The organism is Lacinutrix sp. (assembly GCF_023299985.1).
Lineage (GTDB): Bacteria > Bacteroidota > Bacteroidia > Flavobacteriales > Flavobacteriaceae > Lacinutrix.
Genome location: NZ_JALZVX010000056.1, coordinates 1 through 14010, shown reverse-complemented (window position 1 = coordinate 14010; position 14010 = coordinate 1). Strand labels below are relative to the sequence as shown.

Annotated in this window: 15 protein-coding genes and 1 pseudogene; 7 read left to right on the top strand and 9 right to left on the bottom strand. The window is 30.3% G+C overall.

Features of this window, described 5'->3' with window-relative positions:
* The 6 genes from Q0C58_RS03050 to Q0C58_RS03025 all read left to right on the top strand — a co-directional run.
* Positions 1–318, top strand: a 318-nt coding sequence (locus Q0C58_RS03050) for a T9SS type A sorting domain-containing protein (protein ID WP_290697348.1), incomplete at its 5' end; no start/stop codon positions are given.
* 104 nt (positions 319–422) lie between these two features.
* The gene (locus tag Q0C58_RS03045) at positions 423–1430 is read left to right on the top strand and encodes a glycosyltransferase (RefSeq protein WP_290697346.1); all 1008 of its coding nucleotides are present in this window, start codon (positions 423–425) and stop codon (positions 1428–1430) included.
* On the top strand, positions 1430–2392 hold the full coding sequence (locus tag Q0C58_RS03040; protein WP_290697343.1) for a YbbR-like domain-containing protein: 963 nt from the start codon (positions 1430–1432) through the stop codon (positions 2390–2392). Before Q0C58_RS03045 ends, Q0C58_RS03040 begins: the two co-directional genes overlap by 1 nt.
* Positions 2389–2982: a dephospho-CoA kinase gene (coaE, locus tag Q0C58_RS03035; protein WP_290697340.1), complete on the top strand. Its 594-nt coding sequence runs from the start codon at positions 2389–2391 to the stop codon at positions 2980–2982. The genes Q0C58_RS03040 and coaE overlap by 4 nt, the downstream gene beginning before the upstream one ends.
* Before the next feature lie 79 nt (positions 2983–3061).
* Positions 3062–4621 (top strand): HAMP domain-containing sensor histidine kinase, encoded by a 1560-nt coding sequence (locus Q0C58_RS03030; protein ID WP_290697337.1) that lies wholly within the window; start codon positions 3062–3064, stop codon positions 4619–4621.
* 7 nt (positions 4622–4628) lie between these two features.
* The gene (locus Q0C58_RS03025) at positions 4629–5336 is read left to right on the top strand and encodes a response regulator transcription factor (protein WP_290697334.1); all 708 of its coding nucleotides are present in this window, start codon (positions 4629–4631) and stop codon (positions 5334–5336) included.
* 122 nt (positions 5337–5458) lie between these two features.
* On the opposite strand, the gene miaA is transcribed toward Q0C58_RS03025, so the two are convergent.
* The 9 genes from miaA to Q0C58_RS02980 all read right to left on the bottom strand — a co-directional run bounded on the left by miaA (position 5459) and on the right by Q0C58_RS02980 (position 13566).
* Positions 5459–6370: a tRNA (adenosine(37)-N6)-dimethylallyltransferase MiaA gene (miaA, locus tag Q0C58_RS03020; protein WP_290697331.1), complete on the bottom strand. Its 912-nt coding sequence runs from the start codon at positions 6368–6370 to the stop codon at positions 5459–5461.
* A 9-nt stretch (positions 6371–6379) separates the two neighbouring features.
* Positions 6380–7240 carry an ion transporter gene (locus tag Q0C58_RS03015; protein WP_290697327.1) on the bottom strand — a complete coding sequence of 287 codons (861 nt, stop codon included), beginning with the start codon at positions 7238–7240 and terminating at the stop codon, positions 6380–6382.
* Between the two features lie 21 nt (positions 7241–7261).
* Complete coding sequence (locus tag Q0C58_RS03010; protein ID WP_290697357.1) at positions 7262–8641, bottom strand: exonuclease domain-containing protein; 1380 nt, start codon at positions 8639–8641, stop codon at positions 7262–7264.
* Between the two features lie 78 nt (positions 8642–8719).
* Positions 8720–9382: a YggS family pyridoxal phosphate-dependent enzyme gene (locus tag Q0C58_RS03005; RefSeq protein WP_290697324.1), complete on the bottom strand. Its 663-nt coding sequence runs from the start codon at positions 9380–9382 to the stop codon at positions 8720–8722.
* A 236-nt stretch (positions 9383–9618) separates the two neighbouring features.
* Entirely contained in the window at positions 9619–9858 is a 240-nt protein-coding gene (locus Q0C58_RS03000) for a hypothetical protein (RefSeq protein ID WP_290697321.1), read from the bottom strand.
* A 21-nt stretch (positions 9859–9879) separates the two neighbouring features.
* Positions 9880–11118, bottom strand: a complete 1239-nt coding sequence (locus Q0C58_RS02995; RefSeq protein ID WP_290697319.1) for a DUF1015 domain-containing protein — start codon at positions 11116–11118, stop codon at positions 9880–9882.
* 37 nt (positions 11119–11155) lie between these two features.
* Complete coding sequence (locus tag Q0C58_RS02990) at positions 11156–11524, bottom strand: four helix bundle protein (RefSeq protein ID WP_290697315.1); 369 nt, start codon at positions 11522–11524, stop codon at positions 11156–11158.
* A gap of 60 nt (positions 11525–11584) precedes the next feature.
* Complete coding sequence (locus Q0C58_RS02985) at positions 11585–12475, bottom strand: 3-hydroxybutyryl-CoA dehydrogenase (RefSeq protein ID WP_290697312.1); 891 nt, start codon at positions 12473–12475, stop codon at positions 11585–11587.
* 131 nt (positions 12476–12606) lie between these two features.
* A complete protein-coding gene (locus Q0C58_RS02980) occupies positions 12607–13566 on the bottom strand; it encodes a Gfo/Idh/MocA family oxidoreductase (RefSeq protein WP_290697309.1) in 960 nt (319 codons plus the stop codon).
* A 157-nt stretch (positions 13567–13723) separates the two neighbouring features.
* Here Q0C58_RS02980 and Q0C58_RS02975 point away from each other — a divergent pair.
* Positions 13724–14010: pseudogene (locus Q0C58_RS02975) on the top strand (protein-L-isoaspartate O-methyltransferase); the annotation flags it as partial.

Below are 14010 nucleotides of genomic sequence, written 5' to 3'. Positions count from 1 at the left end.
ATTTACGACTGGGGAAATGATGATATTGGAGATGTTACTTTCTGTTTAAGTACACCAAATACACTATCTACTTCAAGTTTCGAGACTAATTCTATCTTTAACTATTATCCAAATCCAGTAAAAAACACATTATCTTTAAACGCAAAAGAAGCGATTACTAATGTTTTAATATTTAATATTTTAGGTAGAGAAGTTGTGAAAATTAATACAAATACAGTATCAAAAAACGTAGATATGTCTAGCTTGAAATCTGGAATTTACTTTGTACAAGTAACTATTGGAGAAACAGTAGAAACAGTAAGAATTATTAAAAATTAAAGATTAACAATAAAATGTTTTAATAAGTTTTTTAAAGTGTAAATATTTTAAAAGCCACTCTTTTTGGAGTGGTTTTTTTTATTGTATTACTGTACATTTGTGTTATGCAATTATCACTTTCATTTATTATTCCTGTTTATAACCGTCCAAACGAGATAGAAGAGCTTTTGCAAAGCTTTGCTAAATTGGAAAAGACATCAGAATTTGAGATTGTAATTGTAGAGGATGGCTCTACAGACTCCTCAAAAAATATAGTAAACAAGTATAATTCGCAATTAAATATTTCATATTACTATAAAGAAAATTCTGGTCCAGGAGATTCTAGAAATTATGGAATGCAAAAAGCAAAAGGAAATTATTTTATTATTTTAGATAGTGATTGTATTCTGCCAAAGCAATATATAAGTAAAGTAGAAAAGTATTTAAACATGAATTATGTAGATTGTTTTGGTGGTCCAGATGCAGCGCATACTTCATTTTCAAACTTACAGAAAGCTATTAATTTTAGTATGACTTCGTTTATTACAACAGGAGGGATACGAGGTAACAAAAATAGTATAGATAAATTTCAACCAAGGAGTTTTAACATGGGCTTATCCAAAAAAGCTTTTGAAACAACAGGTGGATTTGGACGTATTCATCCAGGTGAAGATCCAGATTTATCGATACGTTTATGGAATTTAGGTTTTGATACTGCTTTTTTAGAAAGTGCCTATGTATATCATAAACGTAGAATTTCGTGGTCTAAATTTTATACGCAAGTTAATAAGTTTGGTATGGTAAGGCCAATTCTTAATAAGTGGCATCCAGAAACAAAAAAGCTAACATATTGGTTTCCTGCTATATTTACGTTGGGAGTTGTGCTTTCAATTTTACTAATTTTTGTTAATGTATTACTACCTTTATATCTTATATTAGGCTATTATGTTTTGGCTTTTATTATGGCATGCATTCAAACAAAAAATGTGGTAGTTGCATTTAAATCTTTAATAGCAATAACGATTCAGTTTTTTGGTTATGGTATTGGGTTTTTAAAATCTACTATTTTTATAGGTGTATTAAATCGAAATCCAGAACAGCAATTTCCAAAACTATTTTTTAAATCTAAATAATGTCTATAATAACTAGTAAAATAAGAACCTTTGTAAAAAGTAAAAAACTTAATATGTTTCTTATCTTCTTTTTATTTGCTTTTTTTATTTTAATGTTATCTAGGCTTTCAGCAAGTTATACAAATACAGTAAAATTTAATGTAGCGTTAAAGAATATTCCAGACCAAATTATAGTGCTTAACGATTCATCTAACACTCTAAATTTTACAATGACAACAGATGGTTTCGAGTGGGTAAAATACTACCTTAAAACACCTTCTATTGAAATCGATTTTAAAAACGAAGTAAAAAAAGCAGACTCTTTATATGTTTGGTCACTTTCTAGAGGTTTCGCAGGAATTAACAGTCAGTTTAATAAAAATGTAACTGTAAAAACTATTAATCCAGATACGCTTTTATTTAAAGTAGATATAAATGCCGTAAAAATGATACCTGTAAAAGCTAATTTCAAAATTGATTATAGTCCAGGTTATAACGTTTTAAATGCTATAGTTACATCGCCAGATTCTGTTAAAGTAATTGGGCCAGAATCTTTACTGTCTAAACTAAAGACTTTAGAAACCGAAATGCTAATTAAAAAAGATGCTAATAAAGCATTTAATACACGTTTAAAATTAAAACTAGACGCTTTAGATTCTCAGATTAGTGTAAAAACAAAATCGGTTAGTGTTAATATAAACGTTGAAAAATTTACAGAAGGCACACTTAACATACCAGTAGCGATAATTAATGTGCCAAAAAATGTTAAAGTAAATTATTTTCCTAAGACTATTAATTTATCATATTATACTAGCTTAGAAAGCTATAATAATATAAGTGTTGATGATTTTGAAGTTATTTGTGATTTTAAAGAGCACAATAGTAAATCATCTTACTTAACACCAAAATTATTAAAATTTCCTAAGGCAATTAAAACATCGCGTTTACACGAACAAAAAATAGAATATATAATTTCAGAATGATAACCGTAGGACTAACAGGAGGAATAGGTAGTGGTAAAACTACTATAGCTAAATCATTCGAGGCTTTAGGAATACCTATTTATATTGCAGATGATGAGGCAAAAAAAATAATGAATACTTCTAAAGTGCTAAAAAGAAAACTTATAGCACTTTTTGGAGAGTCTGCATACCTTAACAATGAGTTAAATAGACCATTTTTAGCAAAAGCCATTTTTAATGATAAAGCACTATTAAAAAAAATGAATGCTATAGTGCACCCTAAAGTTGGTGCCCATTTTATAAAGTGGAAGAATAAACAGAAAGCACCTTACGTTATTAAAGAAGCCGCAATTCTTTTTGAAAACGGTAGTTATAAAAATTACAATTATATTATTACAGTTACTGCACCAGAAAAAATACGAATAGAACGCGTATTAAAACGCGATAATGCAAGTGTAGAAAAAGTTAAAGCAATTATTGCTAACCAATGGAAAGATGAGTTAAAAATAAAACTATCGGACTTTGTAATTGTAAACACCAACCTCAAAACCACAAAAATGGAAGTGTTAAAAATACACAAAAAACTCTTAAAACAAATCTCTAAATCTTAGATATTTAAAATTTTAGCATTTTGTTAATGTAAGGTTAAATGCTACGCTTACTTAATGTTAAAATATTAATTTTGAATGGATGAGTAAAAAAGTATTTCTTGTACTAGTAGTTTTAATGAGTTTATCTCTCATTGGTATTATTTTTGTGCAAGGCTATTACATTACAAATTCTATTAAAAACAAAGAAGACAATTTTAATTTTACCGTTAAAAAAGCTTTAAGTCATGTTTCTAAAAGCATTGAAGATGATGAGTACAAAGATTATGCTTTTAAGTTACGACGACTTATTGATCAAGGTGTAGAGGTTAATAAAGACACTACAGCTATTATTAATCTTTATATAAAAGAAGAAAATCAATCTAATAACGAAACACTCGTTTATAGAAATGGAATAATAGAAGAAAATTATAAATTATCTTCTGCGCTCTTTGACATAGGTTTAGATAGTATAAATTTTAAAAAAATAATCAATCAAAATGAGACCAAAATATTTAAAACCAGTGAGATTGATGGTAAAAAAACGTCTAACGAAATTTTAAGCCAGTTAGGTAAGACAGAATTTATGGTGTACGAAACTGTGCATAAAAATTTTGCACACAGAACGCCTATTCATAAGAGAACGTCTAAAGAAGAGATAAATAGGCTTCTTAAAATTAGATTATTACAAGATGATGTAAATATAGATTATGAGTTTGCTATATATAGTAACGATTTAGCAACAAAAATACAAACAGAAAATTTTGAATTAGAAGACCAAATAACAATGGAAATGCCTATTTTTTCTGAAGATGGCGGAAAAAACAATTATAGGTTATTAGTTAATTTTCCAAAGCGTGATAAATTTATATGGTCCTCTATTATTGGTATGTTAGGTTTGTCTATTTTGTTTACATCAGTAATAGTTATAGCATTTGTTACTGCACTAACACAGATAATGAAACAACGTCAGATTTCTGAAATTAAAACAGATTTTATAAATAACATGACGCATGAATTTAAAACACCAATAGCAACTATAAATTTAGCTTTAGATTCTATTAAAAACCCTAAAGTAATAGATGATAAAGAAAAAGTACATCGTTATTTAAGAATGATTCGTGAGGAAAACAAACGCATGCATGCACAAGTAGAAAATGTACTAAGAATATCTAAACTTGAAAAAAACGAGTTGAACATTAGTAAGGAAGGCATTAGTATCAACGACCTAATAGAAAATGCTATTTCTCATGTAGAATTAATTGTTGAAGACAAGCAAGGACATATTGAAACAGAACTTAAGGCAAAAAAATCTTCTGTAATAGCTAATGAAACGCATTTTACAAATGTTTTAGTTAATATTTTAGACAATGCTATAAAGTACTCTCCAGAATCTCCAAAAATTACTGTTGAGACAGTAAATGTTGGTAATAATGTTTTGGTTAAAATTAAAGATGAAGGTAGCGGAATGAGTAAAGCTGCTGTAAAGCGTGTTTTCGAAAAATTTTACAGAGAACACACAGGAAATATACATAATGTAAAAGGTCACGGTTTAGGTCTAGCTTATGTAAAAAGAATTGTAGAAGACCATAGCGGTCACATATCAGTAACGAGTGAAAAAGATAAAGGAAGTATATTCACAATAAAGCTTCCGTTAATATAATAAAATTATGGATGAACAAGAAAAGAAAATATTATTAGTAGAAGACGATCCAAATTTTGGAACCGTATTAAAGGATTATTTAATGATGAATGATTACGCAGTTGTTCATGCAAAAAACGGTATGGAAGGCTTCGAAAAGTTTAAAAAGGACGATTATGATCTTTGTATCTTAGATGTAATGATGCCTTACAAAGATGGTTTTACGCTAGCTAAAGAAATTAGAGAGAAAAATGCAGATGTGCCAATTGTTTTTCTTACAGCTAAAGCAATGAAAGAGGACGTGCTTAAAGGATATAAAGTAGGAGCAGACGATTATTTAAATAAACCTTTTGATAGCGAAGTGCTTTTAATGAAAATTAAAGCAATCATGGCTAGAAAAGCAACAGATACTGTTGCAGATAGCAAACAATTTGAGTTTAAAATTGGAAATTTCGACCTTAATTCTAAATTAAGATTTCTTACCTACAAAGGTGGAGACCAAACAAAATTATCGCCTAAAGAAAACGAATTATTACGTTTGTTAGCTTTACATGAAAACGATTTAATGCCTAGAGAATTAGCATTAACTAAAATTTGGAGAGACGATAATTACTTTACTTCTAGAAGTATGGATGTTTACATTGCTAAATTGCGTAAATATTTAAAAGTAGACGATAAAGTAGAAATCTTAAACATTCATGGTGAAGGTTTTAGATTAGTTGTCAATGCAGATTAAATAGTACACAAATACATTACATATAAAAAACCACTGCTATTGCAGTGGTTTTTTTGTTTTTTTACAAAAAATTTAGTTCTAATATTTTCAACTTTTTATGCTAAATAAAAGCTTCAACTCTTTTATAGTTTAGTTTTAACTTTAGCAATAATTTTATTTATTTCGGTTTCGTAATCAAACCAAATGGTATGTGTATTTCTTTTAAACCAGGTGAGTTGACGTTTAGCAAAACGACGTGAGTTTTTCTTTATCTCTTCAATTGCAAAATCTAAAAGCCATTCACCTTTAAAATAATTAAAAAGTTCTTTGTAACCTACCGTATTTAGTGCGTTAAGGTGTTTTTTTTCTATAAGTGATTTAGCTTCTTCAAGCTGTCCTTCTGCTATCATAATATCTACTCGTTTATTAATACGATTGTAAATAATCTCACGTTCTGCAGTTAAACCAACAGTTATAGTTTTAAAATTACGTTTGTTTTTATCTTTATTTAAAAATGAAGAATATGGCTTTCCACCACCAATACAAATTTCTAAAGCACGAATAACACGCTGTGGATTATCTATCGCTATTGTATTGTAAGTTTCTATGTCTAATGTTTTAAGCTGTAGCTGAAGTGCTTCTATACCATCTTCAACTAACGCTAAGTTTAAGCGTTCTCTGATGCTTTTATCAACATCAGGAAAATAATCTAATCCTTTGGTAACGGCATCTACATAAAGACCAGAGCCACCTACCATAACAACAACATCATGCTTTTTATATAAATGGTCCAGTTTAGCAATAGCTTCTTTCTCAAAAGTGCCAACATTATAGTTATCTTCAATAGATTTATGGTGTATAAAATGATGTTTAGCTTGAGATAATTCTTCAGTAGTTGGAGCAGCAGTACCAATTTGCATTTCTTTGTAAAACTGTCTAGAATCTGCCGAAATTATTTCAGTATTAAAATAGTTTGCAAGCTTAATACTTAGGCTAGTTTTACCTATTGCTGTTGGTCCAACAATGGAAATAAGGTATTTGTCTTTAGAATTCAAAGTAGTGTATTATTCTATGTGTAAGTTGTGTCCACAATTATAGCAATACTCAGCTTTATCTTTATGGCTGGTAGATAAACAATTTTGACACGATTGAGAATTTAAATGTACTTTCTCTGGTTTGCCATTGTTTTCTTCGTCTTCCTTATTTGCACTTCTAGTATATTCTGCCGACACAATTCCTGTTGGTACAGCAATTATTCCATAACCCAAAACCATAATAGCTGAAGCTATAAACTGACCTAAAGGTGTTTGAGGTGTAATGTCTCCAAAACCTACAGTGGTTAATGTTACAATACACCAATAGACACTCTTTGGGATATTTGTAAAACCATTCTCTTCACCTTCAACCAAATACATTAAGGTCCCAAAAATAATAGATGCAATAATAACAGCAAATAGAAAGACAGATATTTTTGCACGACTGGCTTTTATTGCCGAAGCTAATTGGTTTGATGCACCAAGATATCTAGCTAATTTTAAAATTCTAAAGACTCTTAATAAGCGTAAAGCCCTTAATGCAACTAATGCGTGGCCACCAACAAAAAAGAAAGAAAGATACATTGGTATTGTAGATAAAAAATCTACTATGCCATAAAAACTAAAAATATATTTTGTTGGTTTTTTAACTGTTATAATTCTAGCAATATATTCAATAGAAAAAAGTATAGTTACTATCCATTCACCAATATAAAGTAGATTATGATATTTTGCATCAATCCAGCTAACACTTTCAAGCATTACTAGAGCAATACTTGCTAGAATAAAAATAAGTAGTACAACATCAAACAGTTTTCCTGCAGGAGTATCTGCTTCGTAGATAATCTCGTAAAGTTTATCTTTCCAGTTATGTTTTTTTGTATTACTCATAATTCAAAAATACTAAAAAGATTACTCTTTGGTATTAGGCTCAAACTTTAAAATTTTCAAACGTTTATTTTTACGTAAATAGCTTTGTATTATATGTTGTGTGTGTCTATTATTTTCCATTGGAGTAATAATAGATTTTAATATATCTATATTGTTTAATTGGTGGTTTAACTCATAAAAGCCATAACCTTTAAACACACCGTTTTCTATTAAAATAGCGCTACGTTCGTCTATTTCTCGACCTTTATCTATAATAACCATGTCTTGATTTTTATAACTATACTTGTCTATAAATTCCTGAACTCTTTTGTTGTAAAGTGCTGTGTTTTCTTCGTTTATACAAGCACCTTCACATTCTTTTAATTCATATTTAAAACAGCTGCTTAATGTTTTTTCTAAACCAGAAAGTTTTAAGCATAAAGAATACGTTTCTACTGCACGATTTAAAAAATCTTTAGCGCTTTGCCTATTACTAAATGTTGTAATAGATTTTTTACGACCATCTGCAACATCGATAGTTAAATTTGTATAACCATTACTGTCTGTAGAGCTGTATAAAGCGTGAGAAAATAAGGTTTTTCTTAATGCACGATTAAAAATAGGTTTGTTTTGTTTTATTTCGTGACTCTCTTTTAATAAAGCAATTAACTCACTTCCAGTAGCTTCGAAAGTTACAGTTGCCACTTGTAATTGTATTTTTTTAGACTTTCTATCTCTTCCAGTAAAATGTTGATTAATGCGCCTTTTAATATTTTTACTTTTACCAATATAAATTATACGGCCTTCTTTATTATGAATATAATACACTCCAGTAATTGAAGGCATTTTTGCAATAATATCTATTAATTTTGGTTCTAATTGTAGTTTTGGTTCTTTGCGTAAAAATGTTTGAATAATGGTTTTTTCTACATCCTTACTCAGTAATAGTTTAAAAAGCTTTACAGTTGCCAATGCATCACCAGACGCACGATGTCTATCTGTAACTGGTATTCCTAAAGAACGCACAAGTTTACCTAAACTGTAAGACGGTAAGTCTGGAATCAATGTTTTTGCTAATTCTACAGTACATAATGTTTCGCGATCAAACTCAAACCCTAAGCGTTTAAATTCTGTAGTTAATATTCTATTGTCAAACTGTGCATTATGTGCAACAACTACACAACCTTCTGTGATTTCTACAATACGTTTAGCAACCTCGTAAAACTTAGGCGCATTACGAAGCATTTTACTATTTATACCTGTAAGATTAACAACAAAAGGTTGAATATCTCTTTCAGGGTTTACTAAACTTATAAATTGGTCCACAACTTCGTGACCATCAAATTTATAGATTGCAATTTCTGTTATGCCTTCTTCATTATACTTACCACCAGTGGTTTCTATGTCTAATATTGCGTAAATAAGCTTTGTTTTTAATTGTTAAGTTGTTTGTTGTTTTTTAATCGAGTAAGTACTAAAAACTGTTACTAAGACTGAATACTAATTTCGTTTCCCAAAGATACTACTTCCAACACGAACCATTGTGCTACCACATGCTATTGCTAATTGGTAATCGCCACTCATTCCCATACTAATAGTTTGCAGTTGGCAGTTTTCAGTATTCAGTTCTTTTAAACTCTCAAAAGTTGATTTTAAAAGTTTGAATTCTTTTTCAATTTGAGCAGTATTCTCTGTAAAAGTTGCCATTCCCATAACACCAGTAATTCTAATATTTTTTAATGCTGAAAAATCCTGAGATTGTAATATATCTGAAGCTTCTTTTGGGCTCATTCCAAATTTAGAATCTTCTTCTGCTATTTTAATTTGAAGTAAACAATCTATAACTCTTTCGTGTTTTATAGCTTGCTTGTTTATTTCTTTAAGCAGTTTAAAACTTTCCATACCATGAATTAAACTCACAAAGGAAGCCATGTATTTTACTTTGTTTCTTTGCACGTGTCCAATCATGTGCCACTGGATATCCTTTGGCATTTCTTCATGCTTTTCTGCCATTTCTTGGATTTTGTTTTCTCCAAAAATGCGTTGTCCAGTCTCATAGGCTTCCATTAAATCGCTAACAGGTTTTGTTTTTGAAACTGCAATTAGTGTTACGTTTTCTGGAAGTGATTGTTTTATGTTCTTTAGGTTGTTTGTTATGCTCATCTCTTATTTTTTTACTGCTTAGTTGTTTCAATGAAACAAAAAACAACTTCTTTTTATTTGAAAATCCAGAGGAGTTTTATGTTAATAATAACAAATTATGATTTGTAAAAACTCCAAAGGAGTGGCATGTTTTATATAATAAAGTAATCTTTGTGTCGCTCTTACAGAGCTTAAACAAAATAGCAGTATGATTAATTATTAATATTTTGCCTCGCTGTGGTTTTGTGTAATGTTTATTAATCTTCTTTTCTTGTAATTGCGAAATAAATAACATAAAGCCAACTAAATACACCATGAATTATTGCTAATAAAATAGATTTGTTTCTGTCCCAAGAGGTAACTACTGCGATTACAGAGCCAAGTCCAACACCATTTCTGATAATTGTATTTTGAATATTTGGGTTGCTGTTTTGTAAAGCAAAACAATCTAAGCTTATAAGAGAAATTGCAAAAAATAATAAAATTTGTTTTTTCATAATTAGTTAATTCATTGGTTTTTAAAACTCATAAATAGTAACACCACTTCTCAATTTAGGTTCAATATAAGTACTTTTTGGTGGCATTTTAAGGCCATCGTCTGCAATGTGTTTCATTTGTTCTATTGTCGCAGGAACCATACCAAAACCTACTTTATATTCACTACTATCTATTTTGCTTTTAAGGTTTATTATGTCTTTCTTTCCGCTTAAATAATCTATACGTTTATCTGTACGTAAATCTTCAATTTCTAGAATAGGTTTTAAAATGGTTTGGTAGAGTAGTTGCGCGTCGAGTTCGTCTAACGACGTTTTAAAATCATAATTCGTTTTACGCAAATACAACGAGTAAAATTCACCATCCAAATACATACTAAAATGATGTGGTTTTGATGGTTTATAAGGCATAATACCACGATTTTCAATACGATATATAGTGTCTAATTGTATAAGGAATTCTTCTTTAGTTAATCCGTTTAAGTCCTTAACCAATCTGTTAAATTCATGAATTCGTAATTCAGATTCAGGAATTAGAAAACTCATAAAATAATTATAAGTTTCATCGCCTTTGTGGTTTTTGTTTTCAGCTTTTAAATCGTTACAAAGTAATTGAGACGAAGACGAGCGATGGTGACCATCTGCAATATAAAGTGTGTTCATATTTGCAAATGTTTCGGTAATGGTTTTAATATGTGCTTCGCTATCTATTTGCCATAAATAATGTGTGTCGCGATAGGTTGTTGTGAATTCGAATTCTGCACGATTTTGTTGTATTTCATTTAAAATATTAGAAATAGCATTATTATCTGGATAGGTTAGGAGTACAGGTTCTGCATTAAAACCTACGGTTTTTAAATACTCTTTAAAAACGGTTTCTCGACTAGCAATAGTATCTTCATGTTTTTTTATAACATCGTTTTGGTAATCCTCTACACTTGCAGCAGCAACAATACCATTAAAGGTTTGCTGGTCGCGATCTACAATTTTATAAATGTAAAACGAAGGCTTTTTATCTTGCTTGAAAACGGCATCTTCTTTAAATTCTGAATACCTGTTTTTTACGAGTTGATAACGCGCTTTTCCAGAAATTTCCTTAGCATATTTATAACCAGGATTTACAATGTGTAAAAACGAAAACGGATTGTAATTTAAACGTGCTTCGCGTTCTTCTTGTGTGTAACTTTGGTAAGAACGAGAAGCTACAAGACTTACTTTGTCTCGTGTTGGTTTTACTGCGCGAAATGGTTTTATGTTTGCCATAATTTAGTAATCAGTGTTCAGTAAACAGTTTGCAGTATTAACTCGAACCGAATTTCTTTGGGTTTAACATCATATAATTTATTAATTTTCCAACTTCTATACTTTCTTTTGTTAATTCTTGAAATTGAATTTCAGAAATATATTTACAAGCATAAGCAAATTCTATCCAAGTTTGAGTTTTAGAATTCTCTGCATCACAATCGGATAGTTTACTTAAAAAATGTTTTGGATAAATTCTTTTTCTATAGGATTCTGCCATATTTGCACATACACTTCTAGATGATCTACGAACTTGGTTTGTAAGTGAATATGTTTCTTCTTTAAGAAAAGTCTTAGATATATTAAATATGCTCATTGCTAGAGCAAATGCTTTTTTGTAAGCTAATAAGTCTTGATATCTTAACATTTAAAAATTGAACTTAATTATTTATTTTCAGCTTACTGAACACTGAACACTGAACACTGTTTACTTCAAAAACTGCTTCGCAACTTTCTCGGCTTTTCTACTTTCAGTATAATCGTAAAAACCTTCACCAGACTTTACGCCTAATTTTCCTGCATTTACCATATTTACCAATAGCGGACAAGGTGCATATTTAGGGTTTTTAAAGCCGTCGTACATAACGTTTAATATAGACAAACAAACGTCTAAGCCAATAAAATCTGCTAGCTGTAATGGACCCATTGGATGAGCCATACCTAGTTTCATAACCGTGTCAATCTCTTCAACTCCTGCAACACCATTATATAATGTTTCTATAGATTCGTTAAGCATTGGCATTAAAATACGGTTAGCTACAAAACCAGGATAATCGTTTACTTCGGTTGGTGTTTTACCTAATGTTTTAGATAATTCCATTATGGTTTTAGTAACCTGGTCGCTTGTACTATAACCACGAATAATCTCCACCAATTTCATAATTGGTACAGGATTCATAAAATGCATACCAATAACCATTTCTGGTCGTGAGGTTACTGCACCAATTTGGGTTATAGATATAGACGATGTGTTTGTAGCAAGAATAGTCTCTTTTGGGCAAGACTCATCTAACTGCTTAAATATCTTTAGTTTTAAATTTATGTTTTCTGTAGCAGCTTCAACAACTAGACTTGCGTTTTTAACACCTTCTGGTATGCTAGTATAAGTTGTTATGTTGCCTAAAGTTTCAGTTTTATCTGCTTCACTAATTCTTTCTTTAGCGACCATTCTATCTAAATTCTTAGAAATAGTTGCTAAACCTCGTTTTAGAGATTCTTCGCTAATATCTATTAACTGTACTTTAAAACCTGATTGTGCAAAGGTGTGCGCAATACCATTTCCCATGGTTCCTGCTCCAATAACTGCTATGTTTTTCATCTATATTGTATTGTCATTGCGAGACTTTTTTAAGTCGTGGCAATCTGTTTGTATTAAAACTTAAATGTAAATTATCTATATCTTAGAGAGATTACTTCAATCGTTCCTCTTTCGTGATGACGTTTTTGTTTCTAGAATTGATCAATAATCATTGTAGCCACACGCAATGCCTCAGTACCATCATGTAATGTAACTATTGGTTTAGTGTTGGTGTTTATAGCTTCAGCAAAGCTTTCAAGCTCATCTAAAATGGCATTATTAGTTGGTACATCTGGATTGTCGAAATAAATTTGCTTCTTTACACCTTCGGCATTTTGTAAAATCATATCGAAATCTCCTGGTGTTTCTGGAGCGTCTTTCATTTTTACAACCTCACATTTCTTCTCTAAAAAATCTACAGAGATGTAGGCGTCTTTTTGAAAAAAACGTGTTTTACGCATATTCTTCAACGAAATTCTACTCGCTGTTAAATTAGCAACACAACCGTTTACAAATTCTATACGCGCATTTGCAATGTCTGGAGTAGCGCTAATTACAGAAACTCCACTTGCAGAAACACTTTTAACTTTAGATTGTACAACGCTTAAAATAACATCAATATCATGAATCATTAAATCTAAAACCACAGGAACATCTGTTCCTCTTGGATTAAATTCTGCTAAACGGTGTGCCTCAATAAACATTGGGCTGTCTAATTGGTGTTTTATTGCAATAAATGCAGGATTAAAACGCTCTACGTGCCCAACTTGACCTTTAACAGCATGTTCTGCTACTAAGTTTCTTAACGTTTCGGCTTCTTCAACCGTATTGGTAATTGGTTTTTCTATAAAAATATGCTTGCCTTTTGCAATGGCTTGTCTTGCACAATCGTAATGAGATAGTGTTGGTGTAACAATATCTACCATATCTACAGCATCTATTAAGGTTTCTATAGAATTAAAGTATTTATAACCAAATTCGGCTTCTACTTTTTTACCATTTTCTTCACTAGAATCATAAAAACCAACAAGGTTATATTTTGTAGATTGATTTAGTAATCTTAAATGAATTTTTCCTAGGTGTCCAGCACCTAAAACTCCAGCGTTTATCATTCTATTTGCGTTTTGTTCAAAAATAAGATATTTAGCTACGAATTTCACAAAATTGATTAAAATATTAATTCATATTAACAATAAAATTAAAATGGACTATTTACTTTTAAAACGAAGTATCTTTCGTTAATTTTAGCATTCTAAACTAACTACCATTTTGCAAGATACTTTTAAACATAAAGGCCTAAGACAGCAACTAGTTACACTATTGATAAACAAAGGCATTACAAATAAAGCTGTACTAAATGCCATTGGTAAAATACCAAGACACTTGTTTATGGATTCTAGTTTTTTAGATCATGCGTATCAAGATAAAGCGTTTCCAATAGCTGCAGACCAAACTATTTCTCAACCCTATACAGTAGCATTCCAAACAGAATTAATGCAAATTGAAAGAGGAGATAAGGTTTTAGAAATTGGTACAGGAAGTGGCTACCAAACAGC